Raw genomic sequence first — 21,373 nt, 5'->3', positions numbered from 1 at the left:
TTCTCATAATTGATACCCTCAGCGCTATTTCCTTGCTAGCTATCAAGCTAGCGGTTGCTCCACACACTAAACGTAAAAAGTCCTTTCCGCATAAAAAGACCACCGTCTACCTTTAGGTAGACGGTGATCGTCCTATGGTGTGGGGTGCCGGTGAAAGCTGAAGCCGGCTCTTACCCCAGCTTTTAACCTATTTGTACAGGTCAGGCTTCTGGTTGAGGCTAACCTCCACAATCTTGCCGGATGCCTCAGCTTCAATACCAGCTTCACAGCAAGCAGCAGCTGCATAGCCATCCCAAGTTGAGGGGCCCACCTGGGTGCCCGCCAGTGAAGCGTCCACCCAAGCCTGAACCTCGGCGTCGTAAGCATCAACGAAACGGGGCTCAAAGCTTTCGCAAACCTGATCTTCGCCTACAGATACGTGCCGCTCTTCGAAGATACCCTTAGTGGTCACAGCATAACCATACTGTGCAACCACGTGGGTGTTAACGGTCACCAGGATTCCACCCTCAGTTTCGATAAGTACCTGAGCAGGGTCGTTCAAATCTGCCGAAGCGTACTTGCTCTTTTTGCCTGCGCGTACCTGAACATTTTTGATTTCCTCACCGGTTAGGAAGCGAATGACATCAAACTCGTGCACCACGGTGTCGTCAATGAGGTTCCGTCCGGTGTAGGAGGCAGGCACGTCGGGGTTGATGTGCTCGCAGGACAGCTGGAGCAACTCACCGTGCTCGCGGCTTTCAACCAGAGAGCGAATCTGCTGGTAGCCCGCGTCAAAACGGCGCATAAAACCTACTTGCACCAGTCGCTTACCCGCCTCGACCTCAGCCTGAACAATTTCCCAGGAGGACACCGAATCGGTAGTCATCGGCTTCTCACACAGGATAGGCAGACCCTTCTTGATAGCTGGCAACAGCACGGGAAGGTGTAGGAAACCGGGGGTAGCAATTAACACTGCATCAAACGCATCTGCTTCAAGTGCAGTTTCAAAATTAGTAAAGACCTGGGCACCCTCGATACCCTGAACCGCCTGCTGTGCCTTCTCCTCATCAATGTCGATGACGGCAGATACCGCAGCGTTTTTAATGGTTGAGTGAATGCGCTTAATGTGGTCATAGCCCATGCGGCCTGCACCAACGACACCAATCCGAAGTTCGTTAGCCATGAGTTGTTCTCCTCTAGAGAGTAGGTAGAGCGCGGACGCCGCGGTGACGGCATCCGCGTAAAAGGTTAGAGTGTTAGGAAATCACGGTGCGGGAGCCGCAACCGAGCAGGTACTGCTTAGTGCGCTTAGCGACGGGCAACGGAGTGTCGAAACTATTGACGGGGTACATATCCTGCTCCACGATGCCATAGAGGGGGCGACCTAGCTTCTCTGCAGCTTCAATGACCTTGGAAAGGTCAGGCAGACCGTGGGGAGGCTCGCACATAACACCCGCAGCGGTAGCGTCCTTGAAGGTCATATCTTCAGCGCGAACCTTAGCCAAAAGCTCAGGATCAACCTGCTTGAGATGCAAGTAGCCAATGCGATCGGGGTACTTTTCGATGAGTTCTACTGATGAAGCGCCACCGTATTCTGCGTGGCCGGTATCCAGGCACAGGGTGACAAGTTTGGGGTCAGTAACCGCTAGGAACTTTTCAATATCAGCCATAGTTTCAACATGAGAATCAGCGTGAGAATGGAACTGCTGGAACAGGCCGAAGTCGCGTTGCAAGGTCTCACCCAGGCGGTTATGGCCAGCTGCCAGATCATCCCACTGCTTATCAGTCAGCACACGAGACTCAAGAGCTTCGCCGGTCTTATCATCACGCCACAAAGCAGGAATAACGACGATATGCTGAGCGCCCATAGCGGCAGTAAGTTCTGCGACCTTGCGGGCAGGTTCCCAGGCGATGTCCCACTGGTCTACGCCGCGGTGGAATGCGGTAAATACGGTACCTGCTGATACCTGAAGGTCACGTTCTTTGAGTTCTTTAGCGAGAGTCTCGGGGTCTGCGGGTAGGTAGCCGTAAGGGCCAAGTTCAATCCACTTGTAGCCAGCCTCAGCGACCTCGTCCAGGAAGCGCTGCCAGGGGGTCTGTGCGTCGTCTTCAGGGAACCAAACGCCCCAAGAGTCGGGGGCGGTGCCAATGATGAGCTTGTTCTCGGTCATGCTCTTTTCCACGCTTTCATCGTTGAAAATCTTGCCGGTATTCGGCGAGTGGCTGATTCACTCCCAACCACAATATGTACTGACATACTATCAAACACTAGTGCCTGCGGTCACTGTCTGTTGAGCAAAGTATGGAAGAAAAATACCAGAATCCGTGAAGACAAGACTGCCACCGTGCGCAAAAAGAAACGCAGGTGGCAGTCTAGCTATTTTCCTCAGCAAAGAGGATGATCGGCGCTTCTAGCCCTTATGACGAGACTCAAAATTGAAGGAAGCACCTGAGGCATCCTTACGCTCCGGAAAGCGCTGAGTAACAGCCTTGTTACGGGTGTAGAACCGCAGGCCATCTTCGCCGTAGATATGGTGCTCGCCGAAGAGCGAGTCGTTCCAACCACCAAAGGAGTGGTTAGCCAGCGGCACAGGAAGGGGTACGTTCACACCGACCATACCGACCTTGATATCGCGGGTGAACTTACGGGCTGCATAGCCCGAATCGGTAAAGATGCAGGTACCGTTGCCAAAGGGGTTGGAGTTGATCACCTCGATACCCTCTTCCAACGAATCCACACGAACGACAACCAGCACGGGGCCAAAGATTTCCTCGGCGTAAGCGCTCATCTCTCGCTTGACGTGATCGATCAGGGTGGGGCCAACAAAGAACCCGTTTTCGTGATCAGCAACCACCAGGTCGCGGCCGTCCACAACGATAGCTGCACCATCGGTCTCAGCTTCGGTGATGATGCGCTTGACGCGGTCGCGGGAAGCTTCGGTGATGAGCGGGCCCATGTCGGCACCTGCCTCCATACCGTTAGCTACCTTTACCTCGCGAGCCTTAGCAGCTACACGCTCTACTACGGTGTCAGCAGCGTCGCCAACAGCAACTGCTACTGAGATCGCCATGCAGCGCTGACCGGCAGCACCAAACGCAGCGGCGGTCAGGTGATCGGTAACCACGTCCATGTTGGCATCGGGCAAGATCAATGCGTGGTTCTTAGCGCCACCCAATGCCTGAACGCGTTTGCCGTTAGCGGTCGCAGTGGCGTGGACGTACTGAGCGATGGGGGTTGAACCAACAAAGGAAATGCCGTCTACATCCTTGTGGTTGAGCAGACCGTCTACCATTTCCTTGCCACCGTGCAGAACATTGAAGACACCGGCGGGCAGACCTGCTTCTTCCCAAAGCTTCGCCATGAAGTTGGCAGCACCGGGGTCACGCTCTGAGGGCTTCAAGATGAAAGCGTTACCGGCTGCGATGGCAATGGGAGCCATCCAGAGCTGGATCATTACAGGGAAGTTGAAGGGGGTGATACCTGCAACCACGCCCAGGGGCTGGCGCAGGGAGAAGGCATCAATGCCGGTTGCTGCCTGGGGAGTGTAAGTACCGGAGATGTGGCTGGTGATACCGCAGGCGTACTCTACGATTTCCTGGCCGCGGGCGATTTCACCCTTGGCGTCGGAAAGCACCTTACCGTGCTCGCGTACAACCAGTTCAGCAAGTTCGTCAGTGTTAGCAACCAGCAGTTCGCGGAACTTGAAAAGGATGGCGGTGCGGCGTGCGAGGGAAAGTTCACTCCAGCTAGCAGAAGCGGTCTTTGCAGCTGCTACTGCTGCCTGCAACTCGGGGTCCCCACCCAGGTGCAGGGTGCCGATGGTTTCACCGGTAGCGGGGTTCAGGATGTTCTGGCGTTCGGTGCCAGCGCTGGCAACCTCTTCGCCGTTGATGTGGTGCTTGACTTCGTAAGTCATGATGTTCTCCTTGTGATTCTCTTGGGGAGTAAAACTTGTGGTTTTCCGATACCCGGACTCCACCGGCAATAAGGACGCCGAGGAGCGCGGGATCGGTAGGTTAGAAGTAGTTACGCTGCTTGGTCTTCCAGTCAGCGTAGGTTTCATAGGCTCGCTGGGTTGAGTCGATCTCTGAAGCGCCGGTCACGGGAACATCCCACCATGATTCTGATGAGGGTGCATCCAGCATGGGGTCGGACTCGACGTGGATGACGATGGGGCCTGATCCTTCGGGCGATGCCTTAGCTTCAGCAACAGCTGCCATGAGGTCTTCGCGTACGTTCTCACCCGGAGCTACACGGATAACTCGAACGCCCAGGGATTCAGCGTTGGTTGCAAGGTCGATGGGCAGCTTCTCGCCGTGGTCAAAGCTGTGCTTTTTAGCGTCGTGCATGCGGTACTTGGTGCCAAAGCGCTGGGAGCCCAGGGACTCAGATAGAGCACCGATGGAAGCGTAGCCGTGGTTCTGAATCAGAACGGTAATCAGCTTAATTCCTTCGGCAACAGCGGTAACCAGCTCGGTATGCATCATCAGGTAGGAGCCATCGCCCACCATGACCACTACATCGCGGCCGTCGTCGGTTGCAAGCGATGCTCGCTTAACACCCAGGCCGCCGGGGATTTCGTAGCCCATGCAGGAGTAGGCGTATTCAACGTGGTAGCCAAAGGGATCCTTGACCCTCCAGAGTTTGTGCAGGTCGCCAGGCAATGAGCCAGCAGCACAAATGACTACGTCGCGGTCGTCCATAGCCTCGTTGACTGCACCAATAATCTCGTTCTGGCTCATCAACGGACGGTAGCGCTCGGCAAAAGCAGCATCTGCAATGGCATCCCAGCGCTCCTTCTCTTCAACAACCTGGGTGGCCTGCTCGTCGCTCACCCTGAAGCCGCTCATGGCGTCATTGAGCTTAACCAGTGCCTTACGAGCATCAGCAACAACGGTCAGGGAAGTGCCCTGCTTATAAGCGTCAAAGGAAGCCACGTTGATGTTCACAAAACGCACATCCGGGTTTTGAAAGGCAGTGCGGGAAGCAGTGGTAAAGTCCTCGTAGCGGGTACCGATACCGATGATGAGGTCGGCGTCGCGAACCAGTGTATTCGAGGCAGTAGAACCGGTAGAACCAACAGCGCCAAGGCACAGTGGGTGATCCCAATCCATGACACCAACACCTGCCTGGGTGTAGGCAACGGGAATGCCAGTAGCTTCAGCGAACCTCTTAAGCTCATCGGTTGCAAATGCATAGTGAACACCGCCACCTGCAATAATGACAGGTTTCTTTGCAGATCGGATAGCTTCAATAGCTGCGCGGATCTCTACGTCCTCAGCCTCGGGGCGGCGAATGCGCCACTCGCGGGGTGCTAAGAATTCTTCGGGAACGTCAATCAGTTCAGCCTGGACATCCTGAGGCAAAGCAATAGTGACCGCACCGGTTTCAACGGGATCAGTCAACACGCGCATACCGTTCATCAGTGACGCAAAGACCATTTCGGGGCGCCAAACACGGTCAAAGTAACGGGAAACCGGGCGGAAGATGTCGTTGACGGTGATGTCGCCGGCGTCCGGGCGCTCCAGCTGCTGCAACACGGGGTCAGCCGCACGGGTAGCAAACTGATCCGAGGGCAAAAGCAGGGCTGGTAGGCGATTCGTGGTTGCCAGTGCCGCACCGGTCACCATATTAGAAGAACCGGGGCCAATAGAAGTGGTTACTGCGTAGGTCGCACGGCGGCGGGTATGGCGGGCATAGCCCACAGCCTGGTGAACCTGGGCCTGCTCATTGCGGCCCTGATAGTAGGGCATAACTTCGGGTTCGAGCTCCTGGAACTGGCGCAAAGCCTGGCCCACACCAGCAACATTGCCGTGGCCAAAGATGCCAAACATGCCGGGGATAGTGCGCTCACGGTAGGTCTCCCCGCCGACTTCGTCGACGGTGTACTGGTTGCCCAGAAACTTTACGACCGCCTGAGCCACTGACATTTTTTGAGTTGCCATGATCTTCTTTCTCGGTTTCAGATCTAAAAAGTAGGTTGGGTATACGCTGAAGTGTTCAGCAGGGAAGCCGCGGTTGCCACAGCACCGGCAACATCGCCGTCTTCGGGGTAGAGCAGGGTTCTACCCACGGTCAGCCCCTGCACGCCGGGCAGCTTAAGCGCTGCTTCCCAGGTGCCAAAGACCTCGTCTGGTGAGCCGCTGGGGTCACCACCCAAAAGCACCGTAGGTAGGGTGGTGGACGCCATCACGCGCTCCATCTCATCTACAACCGGTAGCTTCATCCAGGTATAAGCACTGCTAGCACCCAGAGCGCTGGCGATACCTACAGATTTGATTACGGCGTCCGGGCTCAGGTCGTTTTTGATAGCACCGTTCACGGTCTCCGAGATAAAGGGCTCAACCATGGCGTACATGCCGCGCTCCGCCAAAGAATCAACTGCCTTTGCAGTTGCCTCTAAAGTTGCCACGGTTGCGGGGTCGCCGTAGTGGATGCGGGTAAGCATCTTGCCGCCATCAGCTCCCAGCTTCTCCAGTGCCTGAGCAGTATGACCGGTGAAACGGTCATCTATCTCGTTAATGAGCCCGGAGAGACCACCTCGGTTCATCGAACCAAATACCAGCTTGCCCTCCAAGGCGCCGAGTAGCAGCAAGTCATCCAGAATGTCGGGGGAAGCAAGCACGCCATCCACTGCCGGATTTGCTAAAGCAACCTGTAGGCGATCCAGCAGATCCCGGCGATTAGCCATTGCCAGCGCGTTGTCTCCCACCTTATTGGCTCCGCGGGCAGGGTGGTCAGCTGCAACAATAAAATTCTGATTGCCGTAGACGGCACCGGGATGGCGCTTGCGGCTGGACGCTGCGCGGAAAACCGCCTGAGGGTCTTCTACCCGGGTGCGGTTCAGGTGCTCATACCGCCTGGGATCGCGTTCTTCGTTGAGGTTAATGGTCATAACGTGTTCCTCTTGTTCCTGGAGCGGCTAGAAACCGCGGCCGCGTTCTTCGAGCAGTGCCTTAACTTCCGATTCACTAGGCATAGCTTCTGAGCAGGCAATCTGGGAGGCAACGATAGCGCCTGCTGCGTTAGCGAAGTCGAGAACTTGCTGCAGGGGCCAACCGGAGATGATGCCGTGAGTGAAGGCGCCACCGAAGGAGTCACCTGCACCCAGACCGTTAGCAGTTTCAACGGGTACGGGAGCAGAAACAATACGCTCAGTGGCGGTCTTTGCCATAAGGCCGTTAGCGCCCATTTTTACCACGGCAATCTTGACGCCAGCTTCCAGCAGACGATCTGCCTGCTCGTCGGGGGTACCATCGCCTACTGCAGTGGCACACTCTTCACGGTTACCAATAGCAATAGTTGCGTACTTGAGTGATTCCTTAGCCGCTGCAGTAGCATCCTGCGGGTTTTCCCAGAACATGGGGCGGTAGTCCAAATCCAGGATGGTGTGCTGACCTTCTGCAAGCTCTTCGCGGGGGCGTGATGCATGGGCGTGAAGCTGAGCTTCACGAGCGGGGTCCTGACACAGACCGGTGAGGGTGGTCCAGAAGATCCGAGCCTTCTTTACGGCTTCGGTATCGACCTGTTCCTTGGTAATCTGCAGATCAGGAGCGGTGGGGAAACGTCCGTAGAAGTAGAGGGGGAAGTCTTCTGGGGGCTTGATGGCACAGAAGGTAACGCAGGTTTGTAGACTGTCATCCACCAGCACGTTGGCGTCATCCGAGCCGTAGCGGTGCAGTTCACGGCGCAAAAAAACACCAAAGGGATCGTTACCCACACTGGTAATCACCGAGGTCTTGTGCCCATATTTTGCAGCAGCTACAGCCACGTTTGAGGGGGAGCCACCCAGGTACTTGCGAAAGGTGGTGACGTCTTCAAGACCGACGCCGATATCATCGGGATAAACATCTACACTGATGCGGCCCATGGTCAGCAGCTCGTACATTCGGTGTCCTTTACTAGCTTTGCGTGGTTCGGCTTGTTGCCGAGGAGGTCTACTACTAGCGTGCACTATGTTACTTTGTCCTGTCAATCTTTGTACTGACATATTGACAAAATTCCTTTATCTTTACAGAATATTGGTGAGTCAAATAATAAGAAGGCTCAGATAAGACCTCCGGGCACCCAACAGCCAACTATCACGCACCTCAGGGTGCGCCCGGCGTTCATTTTGAACCGTTCCAATTACTTGGTTCGAACGCCGCTTTTCAAAGGAGAAACCTATGAAACTTGGTGTCTACAGCGCAATCTTGCACGACCGTCCCCTAGAAGAAGCCCTGGGTATCGTCTCTACCCTCGGTCTTTCAGGTTACGAACTCAACACCGGAGGCTTCCTACCCCCGGCACACGTACCCGTAGACGAAATACTCGAAAACTCCGAACTCGCAAAGGACTACCTTGCCAAGTTCGAAGCATCCGGTGTGGAAATTGCAGGCCTCAACTGCAACGGCAACCCCCTGCACCCCAACCCCGAAATCGGAGAGAAGCACGCAGAAGACCTCCGCAAGTCCATCCGCTTAGCACCCCTTCTGGGCCAGACCCGCGTGGTCACCATGAGCGGCCTGCCCGGCAGTGAGCCAGGAACCAAGCACCCCGCCTGGCACGTCAATGCATGGAACTCTGGCACCCTGGATTCCATGGACTACCAGTGGGACGTCGCGGTAAAGTTCTGGAGCGAGATTGAAGAACTCGCCGCGGAGAACGGCGTCAAGGTAGCTCTCGAACTCCACCCACAGAACCTGGTCTTCAACCCACCCACCACTAAGCGTCTGGTAGGGCGCATCGGCGCTAAACACATCGGCGTTGAGCTAGATGCCTCCCACCTCTTCTGGCAGCAGATGGACCCCGTCGCGGCAGTGCGCTGGCTGGGCGATCTCACCTTCCACTCAGCAGCTAAGGACGTGCGCATCAACCGCGAGAACGCCGCGATTTACGGTGTTCTGGACGAGCGCTTCCGCCGCCTCTCCCCCGAAGAGAACCGCGTCAATCTTGGGGGCGACGAATGGGTCAACGAGTGGCCCCAGGATTCCGCCTGGGACTTCGTGGCAGTGGGCGTTGGACACGATGCAGCCTACTGGGCAGAGTTCATGAAGGCTCTTTACGAGGTAGATGAGAACATGTGGGTCAACATCGAACATGAGGACACCTCTATGGGCCCCATCGAAGGTCTGAAATACGCTACACGTACTTTATTAGAGGCCGCCGACATCGCTGGCATCAAGGTCACCTAGTACCGTCGAATTATGCAATCCAACCCCTCCCTGCTCACAAGAGCAAGGGGGGGGTTCTACCCATCGGAGAGCCTCAACAGCGCTACGCTGCGCGGGAACGCCCAGAGCTGCCCCTAAGCCAACCGTCGCCCATCCATAGACCTGAGATATTCTAACGCTCCTTTTCTTATATGGGAGCGTACCGGTGAACCGCCGCACAGATGCGCGCCGCGATTCCCAGGTAATGTTCAGACTTATTGAATGTGAGCTGTAATATATCCTGTATGACTGAGAATGGTAACACTCCCACCCCTGAAAATAATCCCCCCAACGCCCAAAGCTACGGTTCTTACGGTTCCCAAAGTGGCACCTCGCAGAACGGCGGGGCTTACCAGCAGCCCTACGGCGCTCCTACCTACGGCACATCCGCAGGTGACCCCCAGCAACCCGGCGGTAAAAAGCCCAAGAATATTGTTGGCATCGTTGCCCTGGCACTTTCTGCCCTTGGTTTTGTGCTGGGCCTCTTCCCCGTGACAGCCCTCTTCGGCTGGCTTCTACTCTTTGCCGGTTTCGTAACAGGTATTGTGGGCCTTTTCCAAAAGTTGAAGGAAAAGATCACCTCAATTATCGCTATCGCACTTTCAGTAGTGGGCACCATTGCCTCAATCATTGCAATTCTTGTTTTCGCGGCAAACACCATTGCAAATGACCCCGAGTTTGAACAGATGATACAGGACGCCCAGACCTCCGTATCTGCTGCAACAACCCCCAGCGCATCAGCAGCCGCCGAAGAGACCTCAGCGGCTGATTCTAATGAGCAGAGTGCGGCTTCACTTGACGGCGTGCTCAAGTTTGGGGAAACCGCTGAATACAATGATGGCGTTAAAGTAACCGTCTCAGAGCCCCGCACCGATTACACCCCCGGCGATACCGCTGCCGGTAATGATAATGATGCACTCAAGAACTATGTAGTGTTTGCCGTGACCATTGAAAATGGTTCACAGGAGACCTACGATCCTGTCATGTTCCTGGCTAGCGGCAACTCAGCAGGACTTGAGGCTAACCAGATTTTTGACAGCGCACAGAACTTGGGTAGTACTCCTTCAACAAAGCTCCTCCCCGGTGACAAGGTAACCTTCGATATGGCTTTCGCAGTGGCAGATGTTAATGACATCACTCTCGAAATCAGTACAGATTTTGAGCGCGACGAGATTCTCTTCACTACCAAAGACATCTAAACTCCTTTTAGCCTCTTTATAGAAGCTCAGCCAAAAGCCTGCCCCATTATTTGGGGGCAGGCTTTTTGGGTTATACCGGCAAGCGGGCAAAGCTTAGAAGGGTGCGATTTTGGGCGGCGCGGGGAAGATGGCGTCCAGTTGAGCCAAATCGTCCTCGCTGAAGCGAGTAGCTATGGCGGCAGCGTTGGTGCGCACCTGGTCAATGGTGGTAGCACCAGCAATGACCGATGACACCGGGCGTTGCTGGGCCAGCCAAGAGAAAGCAACCTGCACCTCGGTCAGTCCGCGCTCGGCGGCAAACTCCGAGAAGGCACGCATCTGATCCCAGTCTGTCGAGTCCAGCAATTCGGGCTTGATGCGGGTCAGTCGCCCTTCAACAGCCTCCTTACCGGGGTTATATTTACCGGTCAGCAGACCGTTAGCCAGGGGGAAGTAGGGTAGGACGCCCAGGCCAAACTCGCGGGCAGCGGGCAGTACTTCTAGTTCAGCGCGGCGGTCCAGCAGGTTGTAATGGTTCTCTGCGGCGATGTAGCGAGTGCCTAATTGCCTGCCGATATATTCCGCTTGGGCTATCTGCCAACCGGAGTGATTGGAGCTGCCAATATAGCGCACTTTGCCCTGCTCAATCAGAGTGGCAAGTGCTCCCAGGGTTTCTTCCACGGGCGTGACGGGGTCGGGGGTGTGGTGGAAGTAGAGGTCAATATAGTCAGTGCCCAAGCGGCCCAAGGACGCTTCGATAGCGCGCATGATGTAACGTCGGGAACCTCTCACCCCGTGGTCAGTACCGTTGGCGCCATCCATATCCATGCCAAATTTAGAAACAATCACGATTTTGTCCCGGTCAATGCCGGTGTCTTTGAGCGCCTGACCGAACATGGTTTCAGATACCCCAGGCCGAGCCCCGTAAATATCGGCAACATCAAAGAGAGTGATGCCCTGCTCCACGGCGGCTGCCAGCACATCGTTGGTGCCGGTCTGAGTTTCGGTGGCGGTTTTGCTTCTACCCAAGTTGTTACAGCCCAGGCCAACGGTCGATACGGTCAGGCCGCTACGGCCTACTTGGCGATATTCAATGCTCATACCTCTACCCTAGGTATAAGCCTTCAATCTTACAAAACCCGGTGGTACTCAGGGAAAAAGTCCCTGAGTACCACCTCGTAGAAAGTTAAGAACAACAGATTAGAGGGTATGAAGTAGGGCCTAGTTTATGGTGGCAAACTCCCCAGTATCAGCAACTCCCAGAGCGTTTACTCCTGCGGTATGTTGAATCCAGCTTGCAGCCTGACTCAGCAAAGCATAGTTAGATTGAGCGTTGATATTACCGCCTGGGGAAAGATCACCGGTGGAGCATACAGCTACAATTCGGCCATTAATCACCAAAGGTCCACCCGAGTCCCCTCGGTTTGCTGCACCAGAGACACCCCGCAGTTGAGCTGCGGGACCACCATAGGTATCAATTGAAGGACCCTCTACCTGCACTGTTGCCATACGTAGGCTAGTCGTAGGTTGGTCATAGGCCCCCAGCCCTTAACCAACGATAGTTCCAGTATCACCAGTGCGTGGACTGTAGCTAACATCCAACCTAGGGTAGCTTGGAAGAGAAACTGGTCGGTCTAGTTGAACCAAGGCAATATCTCCACTGTGAGCCGCATAGACTCTACTGGCCCTGACGGCTGTACCGGGGTTGAGCTGGTCATTGGAGTGATAGACCTGCATGTTGGAGGCACCATCGATGCAGTGTTTTGCTGTCAGGACCCATTGTGCGTTGAGTTATTCACCGGTACAACCGCTGATTCCATTGCTGCCGGTCACATTGAACCGAAGCTGGACAGCCCAAGGGCTCGTGGCTACTGAACCACCAATAATATTCGGAGTCGCACCAGAATTCGTATCTGTACGCGTTTCAGCCGTAGCCACTGCTACGGAGCTGAAGGAAATTGCACATGTCGCGGCGAGCACGGTGCAGAACTTTCTAATCGAAACCATGATTATAAAACCTTTCAAGAAAAGTAAGAAAAAAGCTCCACTCTCACTCAAAGAAACCGGTGCGACCTTTACATACCATCGCAATAAAGCCCGAAATATTACTGTCATGTGTCTCAACACACCCGACACAAAGTCAAAAAGCTGCACAGAGCGGCGGTTTCTTGCCAGCGCCCTGCCTGCGCTTTTAGTGTAGAACCATCAAACCTATCCAGAGCGACCGAGAGACCTAGCTCGATGACGTCGCAGCAACCACCCCTGACGGGAAAGGTGCTCCTGCTAGGACCGATAGAGTGCATCACCAGCGGTCCACCCACCGCACTGTGTGGCGCCCTCCCGCCACCAATGGGAGCGGCTACCGCATTCTTTCGGGTCCACCCAACGACCTGTAAGGAAACCATGAGTACCTATACACCGGCGCTCTCCTACGAACTCTTCCCACCGCGAAGTTCTGCCAGTTGCGAGAATCTGCTGACGACCATCGACCAGCTGGCGCCCACCAACCCCGACTATGTGTCGGTGACCTACTCCGGCGACCGGGCTCGTAAGCAGAAAACCCTGGCCCTGCTAGACCATCTGGTCCACGAAACCCAGCTCACTCCCCTGGCTCACCTCACCTGTGTGGGGCACACCGCCGAGGAGCTGGAAGCTGCTGTTCGCTGTATTCTGGCGATCGGCGTCCGCGGATTTTTAGCCCTGCGCGGCGACCTGCCACCGGGCAGCACGCAGGCCCCCGATATCCCCTTTGCCCGGTCCCTGGTTGACCTCATTCGCCAAGTTGAGACCCAGGATTTTGCCCACCTAGCAGCAGGACGCGTGGCGGTGGGGGTAGCTGCTTACCCCTCTCGGCACCCGGAGTCCAGCTCGGAACTGCAGGATATTGAAATTCTGCTCTCCAAGGAGCGGGCGGGGGCTGACTTCGCTATCACCCAGGTTTTCTTTGAGGCGACCCGCTACGAATCCCTGGTGCAGCGGGCCCGAACCGCGGGGGTAACCCTACCCCTGATTCCGGGCATCATGCCGGTCACCAGCCTGCGCAGGCTCACCACGCTCTGCTCACTAGCGGGCCTGCCCGTGCCCCAGCAGCTGGCCTACGACCTTGAAACCGCGAGCGGGGATGCCCAACGGCACCGTATCGGGGTGGAGTTCGGCGTCCGCCTGCTCCAAGAATCCCTCGACGCCGGTGCCCCCGGCATCCACTTCTACACCTTCAATGAACACGCAGCGGTGCTGGACGTTCTCGAGCAGGTCAACCTGCCCCGCTACAGCACCCGCTTTGAAAACCCCCTGGCCGAACTGACCTACGCCTAAAAATATCGGCCCAAAGACCTTATAGAAAGACACCACCATGACCACTGTTTTCCCCACCGCAACCATCACCGGCTACCCCCGTATCGGCGCCCGCCGCGAACTCAAGCGCGCTGTTGAAGCCTACTGGGCGGGTAAGTCCAACCAGAACGAACTGAAGCAGACCGCCCAGAAGATTCAGCAGGACGCCTACCGCACCCTTACCGAACGCGGCCTGACCGACGACTACGCTATTCCCGCGGACTTCTCCTTCTACGACCAGGTACTCGATACCACCCGCCTCTTCACCGCCCTGCCCGCCCGTTTCGAGTCGGTACGCGACGACCGCGGCCTGATCGACCTGGACGGCTACTTCGCCCTGGCTCGCGGCACCGAGCACCTGCCCCCGCTGGAGCTGACCAAGTGGTTCGACACCAACTACCACTACCTGGTGCCAGAAATCGGCCCGACCACCGGCTTTACCCTTAACACTGAAGCCCTCGATGACCTGCTGGCAGCCGCGGAGGCGGCGGGGACGTCCGCCCGCCCCAGCATCACCGGCCCCCTCACCTACCTGCTCCTGGCAAAAGCTGAGGACGGCTCCCCCGCCGACTTCGCGCCCCTCGACCGTCTAGCAGACCTGTTGCCCCTCTACCGAGAACTGCTCGCCCACCTGGCCGGCCGCGGTGTGCGCTGGATTCAGTTCAACGAGCCCGCCCTGGGTGCTGACCAGGCTGTGAGTGAAGCCGAGCTGGCGCAGCTCATTGAGAAGACCTACGGGGAGTTCACCCAGCTCTCTGACCGCCCCTCCCTGCTGGTCACCAGCCCCTACGGCAACCTGACCGGTCTATTGGAACCCCTGGCTACCTCGGGCGTAGAGGCCCTGCATCTTGACCTGGTATCTACCGGTTACGATCAGGACGCCCTCGCCCGCCTCTTCGGCGGCAATTCGGCTCCCCTGCTGGTGGCAGGTGTAGTGAACGGCCGCAATATCTGGCGCAACGACCTGGCAGCCTCCCTCCACACCCTACAGGCAGTGGGAGCGGCGTCCGTCTCGACCTCGACCTCCCTGCAGCACGTGCCCTACGACCTTGACCTGGAAACCGGGCTCGACCAGAAGCTCACCAGCTGGCTGGCCTTTGCCCACCAGAAAGTCAGCGAAGTTGCCCTGCTCGCTCGAGGGCTCGCCGAAGGACCAGAGGCTATCGCCACCGAGGTTGAGCAGGCCAAGGCAGCGCTGGCAGCGCGCGCCCAGTCCAGCGGAGTCAACGACCCCTGCATCCGCGAGCGCACCCTCTCCATTACCCCCGAGAACTACGAGCGTCCGTCCGCTCGGGTGCGTCAGCAGGCCCAGGAGGACCTGAATCTGCCCCTGCTGCCGACCACCACCATCGGGTCTTTCCCGCAGACCGGTCATATTCGCTCCCTGCGTGCGGACTACCGCAAGGGTGCGCTGACCAGGGAAGAGCTCGATACCCACCTGCGGGAGGAGATTCGCTGTGTGATTGACTTCCAGGAGCGCCTGGGGCTGGATGTGCTGGTACACGGTGAAGCTGAGCGTAACGACATGGTGCAGTATTTTGCGGAGAACTTCGACGGGTTCGCGCCGACCGAGCACGGCTGGGTGCAGTCCTACGGCTCGCGCTGTACCCGCCCCTCGATTCTGTGGGGCGATGTGAAGCGTAGCGGTGCGGGTACTCGCGGTGAGGCTTTTACGGTGCCGTGGATTAGCTTCGCGCAGCGGCAGACCGATAAGCCGGTCAAGGGTATGCTCACCGGCCCGGTGACGATTCTGGCCTGGTCGTTTGTGCGTGATGACCAGCCTTTGGCGGCGACCGCTACGCAGGTTGCGTTGGCCCTGGCCGATGAGATTGCCGACCTTGAGGCAGCAGGAACCCGCATTATTCAGGTGGATGAGCCCGCCCTGCGCGAGCTGCTCCCCCTGCGTGTCGAAGACCAGGCAGCCTACCTTGACTGGTCGGTGGGTGCCTTCCGACTGGCGACCTCGCAGGTTGCCGACTCCACCCAGATCCACACCCACCTGTGCTACTCGGAGTTCAACGAGATTTTTGGGGCAATCGATGCCCTGAACGCCGATGTCACCTCGATTGAGGCAGCCCGCTCCCGTCTGGAGCTGCTGGCCGATGTGCCTGAGAGTTTCGACCGCGGCATTGGCCCCGGCGTGTGGGATATCCACTCCCCGCGTGTGCCCCAGGTCGATGAGATCGAGAAGCTGCTGGCTACTGCCCTGGAGCATATCCCCGCCCGTCAGCTCTGGGTTAACCCCGACTGCGGCCTAAAGACCCGTGCCTACAAGGAAACCAAGGCTTCTATCGAGTCTCTGGTTGCCGCTACCGAGGCTGTACGAGCCAGCCTCACCGTAGCGGTCTAGGGGTAAGCAAAAGGACGCCGCCCCCGCCCTACCTGCCACCTGGCGGGAGGGTGGGTGGCGGCGTCCTTGCATCCGTGAAGCGCAGATGCGGCCTTAGTGGACTATAGGGGCGCTTCCTGCGGCCTGCTTTCCGGCGGGCAGAAGCAGGGCTACCACGATAGAAGTCAGCGACATAAAGGCTGCTACCAGGAAGGCCAGGTGCACACCGGCCATGTAGGCGTCAGTTCCGGTTCCACCGTGCGCTGCTGCTCCTACACCCATGAGCGCCACAAAGACCGCTGTTGATGCGGCGCCAGAGACCTGCTGGAAGGTGGTCATAGCGGAGGAACCAAAGGCGGTCAGCTCACCGGATAAGGAACCCAGCCCCAGGCCCATCATGGGGGTGTTGATGAAAGGCAGGGAGAAGGTCATGAGCATATAAGTGGCAATGATGTACCACTGCGGGGTGGTCTGAGAGAAGGTGCTCATCAGCCAGATAGAACCAGCCAAGAGAACGGCGCCGGGCAGAACTAGAGCTCGTGCACCGAAGCGGTCAGACATGCGTCCTACCAAGGGGCTGAGCACCGCCATGAGTACGCCGCCGGGCAAAAGCATGAGGCCGGTCTGCAGGGCGCTAACGCCCAGCACGTTGGCGGTGTAAAGCGGGATCAGGATGGAGGTGCCCAGCATGACGCCCATGCCGATGGAAGTCATAAGTACAGTCAGGGTGAAGGGGCGGGAACGGAAGATTCGCATATCCATGAAGGGGCCGCGATCTTGCAATTTGAGCTGACGCCAGACAAAAATTGCCAGAATGATAGCTGCTGCGATCACAACAACCCAGGGGTTAACGGGCAGGTGGGCACCACCGTGGGCTGAGCTACCGCCCATAGAAGAAAGACCTAGCACAAGGCCGCCGAAGCCCAGGGTAGAAAGCAGCATGGAGAGCGCATCCAGCTTCTGGTTACTACCGGTGGGAGCATCCGCGGGGGCTAGCTTCATACCCACCAGCAGGGCGGCAATACCGATGGGAAGCACTAGCCAGAAAAGCCAGCGCCAGGTTCCCACACCCAGAACCAGACCAGAAACGGTGGGGCCCATAGCAGGGGCAGCAGAGATTACCATGCCGATAATGCCCATGGCCTGACCAATTTTGCTGGGGGCTACCATGCGCATCATGGTGGTCATGAGTAGCGGCATCATTACACCGGTACCCGATGCCTGCAGCACGCGACCGGTCAACAGCATGCCGATACCGGGCGCGGTTGCTGCCACCAGGGTACCCAGCGAAAAGAGCAGCATGGCACCCATAAAGACAGTACGAATAGAGAAGCGGGAAATAATGAAGCCCGACGCCGGGGTCACTACTGCCATAGTCAGCATGAAACCGGTGGAAGTCCACTGGGCGGTGGAAGCGGTAATGTTGAGGTCTCGCATGATTTCAGGTAGCGCAACGCCGAGAAGGGTTTCGTTCAAAATGAGAACGAAACCAGCGATGACCATAATGGCAAGTAGCAGGAACTCAGCTTTTTCCAGCTTGCGCGCTACCGGCATCGATGCGGTAGGCGGGGCGGAATTAACCGCTTTTTGAGCGCCTGTCTCAGGAGTGGGTGATGGTGGATGCGTAGAAGACATAAGGCTAAAGGTTACAGCCTTTAGAGCGAGCGCATAAGTGGGTCTTGCTCACAGTGCTCGCTTTTCACCTGGAAAATTTTCGACCGCAATAGGTTAAATACTCTCTCTTTTTGACCCCTTTGGGGGAATTGTTTTTAGGGGTGGCACTGACTGTAAAAGCAGGGTGTGCCACTCACGCTGACAGCCAAACGGTGAGTAACAAGCCGCCTGGCTACGCTCTGCCGCCCTAAACTGGGGGTTATGACACATTCCGGTATTGACACCAGCTTCCTAAACCCAGAGATTGCCCCCGGCGATGACTTCTTCCGCCATGTTAACGGCACCTGGTACGACTCCCACGAGATCCCCGCTGATCGTTCACGTGACGGCGGCATGTACACGCTGCGCGATGAGGCAGAGAAGAATGTACGCACCATCGTTGAGAAGTTCGCTGCTGATGAGCCCTCTTCACGAATTGGCGCCCTTTATAACTCCTTTATGGACACTGAGAAGATTGAGGCGGGCGGGGTAGATCCCCTGCTGGCCGAGGTGCAGCCGGTGCTTGAGGTTGCCACCCCCGAGGCTTTCGTCAGGGTCATGGGTGAGTTGGACGCCAAGGCGGGCCACGGCTCCGCCTTCGGCTGGTACACCAGCATCGATGCCAAGGACCCCGAGAAGTACGTGGTCTACCTGGCGCAGACCGGGCTGGGCCTACCCGATGAGTCTTACTACCGCGATGAAAAGTACGCTGAACTGCGCGACGCCTACACCGCTCACATGGGCCGCATGTTTGAGCTGACCGGTCTGGCCGAACCCTTTGGTCTCAGCCCCCAGGACGCTGCTCAGGCGGTCATGGCGCACGAGACCCTGCTGGCCTCCCACCACTGGGATAACGTCAAGAACCGTAACGCTGACCTGCGTTACAATCCCGTAGCTGCCGCTGACCTGGACACCACGTTCCCCGGCTTCCCGTTTAGCGTCTGGATTGATGCCATGGGTTCCTCCACCGAGCAGTGGGGCACTGTAATCGTCAGCCAGCCCTCCTACTTTAAGGCAGTTGCACAGATGTGGACTAGCGAGCCGCTCTTCATCTGGAAGCTCTGGTACATCTGGCACATGGCGCACAGCCGCGCTCCTTACCTGACCGAAGCGGTTGTTGAAGAGAACTTCGATTTCTACGGTCGCACGCTCTCTGGTTCTGAAGAACTGCGTGACCGCTGGAAGCGCGGCGTTGGCCTGGTTGAGAACGCCCTGGGTGAGGAGGTTGGCAAGGAGTACGTTGCCGTTCACTTCCCGCCGGCTCATAAAGAGAAAATGCTGGCCCTGGTGGACGACCTGCTAGAGGCCTACCGTCGGTCGATTACTGACCTGGACTGGATGACCAATGAGACCCGCGAGCGCGCTCTAGAGAAGCTGGGCAAGTTCGTCACCAAGATAGGTTACCCCGATAAGTGGCGTGATTACTCAGAGCTGAGCCTGACCGATGATCTCTTTGAGAACCTGCGCCGCTCTGCTTTCTTTGAGCACGAGTTCCAATTGGGTCGCATTGGTCAGCCGGTGGATAAGACTGAGTGGCTGATGACTCCGCAGACCGTCAATGCCTACTACATGCCCCCGGCTAATGAGATTGTCTTCCCGGCAGCGATTCTGCAGCCGCCCTACTTTGATCCCGAGGCTGACGATGCGGTCAATTACGGTGCTATTGGCGGCGTGATTGGCCACGAGATAGGCCACGGTTTTGATGACCAGGGCTCTAAGTATGATGGCACCGGTGCACTGAATAATTGGTGGACCGATGCTGACCGCGAGGAGTTCACCCAGCGCACTGCTACCCTGGTGGACCAGTACAACGCTTACACCCCGGATGGCCTAGATGCTGAGAAGTTTAAGGTCAACGGTGAGCTGACCCTGGGTGAAAACATTGGTGACCTGGGCGGTCTTTCTATAGCCCTTAAGGCATATAAGATTGCTCTGGAACGCCAGGGGCTGACCCTTGAAACCGCCCCCGAGATGGACGGCATGAGCGCTACCCAGCGGGTTTTCTACTCCTGGGCGCAAGCATGGCGCATGAAGACTCGCCCCCAAACTGCCGAGATGTTCTTGGCAGTGGACCCCCACTCCCCCGAGAAGTTCCGCGTCAACGGCGTCGTGCGCAACATCGATGAGTTCTACACCGCCTTTGATGTTCAGCCGGACGCCAAGCTTTACCTGGCACCCGAGGATCGCGTGCGCATCTGGTAGCGAACCGACGCTTCTGCTGATATAAATCTAAGGACGCCGCACACTAACTGTGCGGCGTCCTTTCACCTTAAAAGCGAGGGCAGGCTATGCCATAGCGGGTGCGTCCCAGAGGTTCAGCACGGTGCCAACGCCCTTGCGCACGGCGTTGCGGTAGACCACAGTACCCCAGGCGACATCCTCAATAGGCATGCCACCCACGGAGTAGACGGTAATTTTCTCTTCATCATCCTGCGGCTCGGGGTGATTGAGTGCCTCACCCAAATCGCGCAGACGCTCGGCAGGGATCAGGCCGTTGTGCACGCGGTCGTTGAACTTACAACCAATGATTGAGACATAGTTATGGGAGGCTCCGGGTTCGGTTTCTTCAGCCCAAGCGTCGTACATGCCGGCGTTATCGACCAGTAGACGCACGTCGTCTTCAAACATCCCTTCATCCAAGTTGCAGGCAGCGGGCATGGCGAAGAAAGCGCCGGGCTTGACCCATTCGCGGCGCACGGTGGGGTAGGTTTCGGGGTCGCCCACGTGAATGGAGGTGCAGAAGGTAACGATGTCAGAATCGCGCACAACCTGCTCCAGTTCCTCAACCACTTCCACAGTTTTGGTGGGGTACTTATCCTGCACCCATTCGATGAAGCTATCAATACCCTTGGTGCTGCGCCCCAGCACCTTAATGTGCTCCACGGTGGGTCGGGCATCGATCAGGGCAGCTACGGTTGCCTTGGCAATGACGCCGGGGCCCAGCAGACCGAGCACCTTAGCGTTTTTAGGGGCGTAGTGGCGGGCGCCGACGCCGGAGGTGCAACCGGTGCGGTAGGCAGAGAGCAGGTTGGCGCTCATGTAAGCAAGAGGGGCACCAGTGACGGTGTGGTGCAGGGCCAGCATGAGGATGGAGCGGGGTAGACCCTGCTCGCGGTTACTCACATTAGAGCCGTAAGACTTCACGCCGGTCATGCGGAAGGAGCCGCCCAGGTAGGCGGGCATGGTGACAAAACGGCGGTCGGGGCCGTCCGCGGGCATACCCTCGTGCATGGGATTGATAGGGAACTGCACCTTGGAACCGTGGGATTCACCCAGGTGACCTGCCATGCGGTAGTCGCCGCGGGCGTGTAACGCCAGGGTTTCTTCCATGGCATCGATACAGGCGGTGACATCTTCAACGCCGGCTGCAATCATGTCGGTTTCGCTGAGATAACGGAACTCTGCTGCGGGGTAGCCGGGGTTCAGTTCAGCATCGACGGCTGCTTTGAGGTAAGCATCGTTAGTGGGCAAGCGGGGGCACCTCGTGATTGTGTGGTAAAGATTTAGACGACTTAATCTACCATCTTTGAAAGCGGGAGATAAGAGAGTTTCTAGGCACAGCGACCACTCACCTTCTGGTCGTAGAGGTATGCGAGCAGAGATTGCTTGTTAGGTGCAGAAGGCGGAATCTACAGATATTGAACTTAAGTATAAAAACAAGTATTCCACCTCTGAACTTTTGTATAGGTGCTAGCGGGACTCGTTATTT

The 21,373-nt window shown here is 57.2% G+C and carries 16 protein-coding genes, 1 pseudogene and 1 riboswitch; of the genes and pseudogenes, 6 read left to right on the top strand and 11 right to left on the bottom strand.

Annotated features, from left to right (window positions below):
* Positions 1-187 precede the first annotated feature (187 nt).
* From VVR27_RS05885 to iolC, 6 genes are all read right to left on the bottom strand, one after another.
* Positions 188-1,162: a Gfo/Idh/MocA family protein gene (locus VVR27_RS05885; RefSeq protein WP_368547535.1), complete on the bottom strand. Its 975-nt coding sequence runs from the start codon at positions 1,160-1,162 to the stop codon at positions 188-190.
* 73 nt (positions 1,163-1,235) lie between these two features.
* Entirely contained in the window at positions 1,236-2,150 is a 915-nt protein-coding gene (locus VVR27_RS05880; RefSeq protein WP_368547534.1) for a sugar phosphate isomerase/epimerase family protein, read from the bottom strand.
* A gap of 240 nt (positions 2,151-2,390) precedes the next feature.
* On the bottom strand, positions 2,391-3,896 hold the full coding sequence (locus VVR27_RS05875) for a CoA-acylating methylmalonate-semialdehyde dehydrogenase (protein WP_368547533.1): 1,506 nt from the start codon (positions 3,894-3,896) through the stop codon (positions 2,391-2,393).
* Between the two features lie 100 nt (positions 3,897-3,996).
* Positions 3,997-5,910, bottom strand: coding sequence for a 3D-(3,5/4)-trihydroxycyclohexane-1,2-dione acylhydrolase (decyclizing) (iolD, locus tag VVR27_RS05870; protein WP_368547711.1), 1,914 nt, complete (start codon positions 5,908-5,910; stop codon positions 3,997-3,999).
* Between the two features lie 38 nt (positions 5,911-5,948).
* Positions 5,949-6,875 (bottom strand): deoxyribose-phosphate aldolase, encoded by a 927-nt coding sequence (locus VVR27_RS05865; protein WP_368547532.1) that lies wholly within the window; start codon positions 6,873-6,875, stop codon positions 5,949-5,951.
* Positions 6,876-6,902: 27 nt separating this feature from the next.
* A complete protein-coding gene (iolC, locus tag VVR27_RS05860; protein WP_368547531.1) occupies positions 6,903-7,868 on the bottom strand; it encodes a 5-dehydro-2-deoxygluconokinase in 966 nt (321 codons plus the stop codon).
* A 277-nt stretch (positions 7,869-8,145) separates the two neighbouring features.
* Here iolC and VVR27_RS05855 point away from each other — a divergent pair, with 277 nt between their 5' ends.
* Together VVR27_RS05855 and VVR27_RS05850 are read left to right on the top strand one after the other, a co-directional pair.
* A complete protein-coding gene (locus VVR27_RS05855) occupies positions 8,146-9,153 on the top strand; it encodes a sugar phosphate isomerase/epimerase family protein (RefSeq protein ID WP_368547530.1) in 1,008 nt (335 codons plus the stop codon).
* 263 nt (positions 9,154-9,416) lie between these two features.
* A complete protein-coding gene (locus VVR27_RS05850; RefSeq protein ID WP_368547529.1) occupies positions 9,417-10,370 on the top strand; it encodes a DUF308 domain-containing protein in 954 nt (317 codons plus the stop codon).
* Between the two features lie 93 nt (positions 10,371-10,463).
* On the opposite strand, the gene VVR27_RS05845 is transcribed toward VVR27_RS05850, so the two are convergent.
* The 3 genes and pseudogenes from VVR27_RS05845 to VVR27_RS05835 form a co-directional block, all read right to left on the bottom strand.
* Entirely contained in the window at positions 10,464-11,450 is a 987-nt protein-coding gene (locus VVR27_RS05845) for an aldo/keto reductase (RefSeq protein ID WP_368547528.1), read from the bottom strand.
* A 120-nt stretch (positions 11,451-11,570) separates the two neighbouring features.
* A complete protein-coding gene (locus VVR27_RS05840; RefSeq protein ID WP_368547526.1) occupies positions 11,571-11,858 on the bottom strand; it encodes a trypsin-like serine protease in 288 nt (95 codons plus the stop codon).
* 39 nt (positions 11,859-11,897) lie between these two features.
* Positions 11,898-12,125 (bottom strand): annotated as a pseudogene (locus tag VVR27_RS05835) (trypsin-like peptidase domain-containing protein); the annotation flags it as partial.
* An 88-nt stretch (positions 12,126-12,213) separates the two neighbouring features.
* On the opposite strand from VVR27_RS05835, the gene VVR27_RS05830 reads away from it, so the two are divergent.
* The 3 genes from VVR27_RS05830 (at position 12,214) to metE (ending at position 16,032) form a co-directional block, all read left to right on the top strand.
* Positions 12,214-12,549: a hypothetical protein gene (locus VVR27_RS05830; RefSeq protein WP_368547525.1), complete on the top strand. Its 336-nt coding sequence runs from the start codon at positions 12,214-12,216 to the stop codon at positions 12,547-12,549.
* An 8-nt stretch (positions 12,550-12,557) separates the two neighbouring features.
* Positions 12,558-12,648, top strand: a riboswitch (SAM riboswitch).
* 104 nt (positions 12,649-12,752) lie between these two features.
* Positions 12,753-13,664: a methylenetetrahydrofolate reductase gene (locus VVR27_RS05825; protein WP_368547524.1), complete on the top strand. Its 912-nt coding sequence runs from the start codon at positions 12,753-12,755 to the stop codon at positions 13,662-13,664.
* A gap of 37 nt (positions 13,665-13,701) precedes the next feature.
* Positions 13,702-16,032, top strand: a complete 2,331-nt coding sequence (metE, locus tag VVR27_RS05820) for a 5-methyltetrahydropteroyltriglutamate--homocysteine S-methyltransferase (protein WP_368547523.1) — start codon at positions 13,702-13,704, stop codon at positions 16,030-16,032.
* A 93-nt stretch (positions 16,033-16,125) separates the two neighbouring features.
* Here the strand turns inward: metE and VVR27_RS05815 are convergent, their stop codons facing one another.
* Positions 16,126-17,646 (bottom strand): MDR family MFS transporter, encoded by a 1,521-nt coding sequence (locus VVR27_RS05815; RefSeq protein WP_368547522.1) that lies wholly within the window; start codon positions 17,644-17,646, stop codon positions 16,126-16,128.
* A gap of 240 nt (positions 17,647-17,886) precedes the next feature.
* Here VVR27_RS05815 and VVR27_RS05810 point away from each other — a divergent pair, with 240 nt between their 5' ends.
* Positions 17,887-19,866, top strand: a complete 1,980-nt coding sequence (locus VVR27_RS05810; protein ID WP_368547521.1) for a M13 family metallopeptidase — start codon at positions 17,887-17,889, stop codon at positions 19,864-19,866.
* Between the two features lie 84 nt (positions 19,867-19,950).
* Here the strand turns inward: VVR27_RS05810 and VVR27_RS05805 are convergent, their stop codons facing one another.
* Complete coding sequence (locus VVR27_RS05805; RefSeq protein ID WP_368547520.1) at positions 19,951-21,135, bottom strand: tyramine oxidase subunit B; 1,185 nt, start codon at positions 21,133-21,135, stop codon at positions 19,951-19,953.
* Positions 21,136-21,373: the final 238 nt, after the last annotated feature.

This window comes from Rothia sp. LK2492 (assembly GCF_040946345.1).
Taxonomy (GTDB): Bacteria; Actinomycetota; Actinomycetes; order Actinomycetales; family Micrococcaceae; genus Rothia; species Rothia endophytica.
The sequence above is the reverse complement of the archived record's forward strand: the minus strand, read 5'-3'. Positions and strand labels throughout refer to the sequence as shown.

Bases quoted from the DNA above. Each gene is read 5' to 3' on its own strand.
- VVR27_RS05810 (WP_368547521.1), top strand. From the start codon at position 17,887: ATGACACATTCCGGTATTGACACCAGCTTCCTAAACCCAGAGATTGCC.
- VVR27_RS05865 (WP_368547532.1), bottom strand. From the start codon at position 6,875: ATGACCATTAACCTCAACGAAGAACGCGATCCCAGGCGGTATGAGCAC.
- VVR27_RS05825 (WP_368547524.1), top strand. From the start codon at position 12,753: ATGAGTACCTATACACCGGCGCTCTCCTACGAACTCTTCCCACCGCGA.
- VVR27_RS05880 (WP_368547534.1), bottom strand. From the start codon at position 2,150: ATGACCGAGAACAAGCTCATCATTGGCACCGCCCCCGACTCTTGGGGC.
- iolD (WP_368547711.1), bottom strand. From the start codon at position 5,910: ATGTCAGTGGCTCAGGCGGTCGTAAAGTTTCTGGGCAACCAGTACACC.
- VVR27_RS05850 (WP_368547529.1), top strand. From the start codon at position 9,417: ATGACTGAGAATGGTAACACTCCCACCCCTGAAAATAATCCCCCCAAC.
- VVR27_RS05885 (WP_368547535.1), bottom strand. From the start codon at position 1,162: ATGGCTAACGAACTTCGGATTGGTGTCGTTGGTGCAGGCCGCATGGGC.
- iolC (WP_368547531.1), bottom strand. From the start codon at position 7,868: ATGTACGAGCTGCTGACCATGGGCCGCATCAGTGTAGATGTTTATCCC.
- VVR27_RS05855 (WP_368547530.1), top strand. From the start codon at position 8,146: ATGAAACTTGGTGTCTACAGCGCAATCTTGCACGACCGTCCCCTAGAA.
- VVR27_RS05840 (WP_368547526.1), bottom strand. From the start codon at position 11,858: ATGGCAACAGTGCAGGTAGAGGGTCCTTCAATTGATACCTATGGTGGT.
- metE (WP_368547523.1), top strand. From the start codon at position 13,702: ATGACCACTGTTTTCCCCACCGCAACCATCACCGGCTACCCCCGTATC.
- VVR27_RS05815 (WP_368547522.1), bottom strand. From the start codon at position 17,646: ATGTCTTCTACGCATCCACCATCACCCACTCCTGAGACAGGCGCTCAA.
- VVR27_RS05845 (WP_368547528.1), bottom strand. From the start codon at position 11,450: ATGAGCATTGAATATCGCCAAGTAGGCCGTAGCGGCCTGACCGTATCG.
- VVR27_RS05875 (WP_368547533.1), bottom strand. From the start codon at position 3,896: ATGACTTACGAAGTCAAGCACCACATCAACGGCGAAGAGGTTGCCAGC.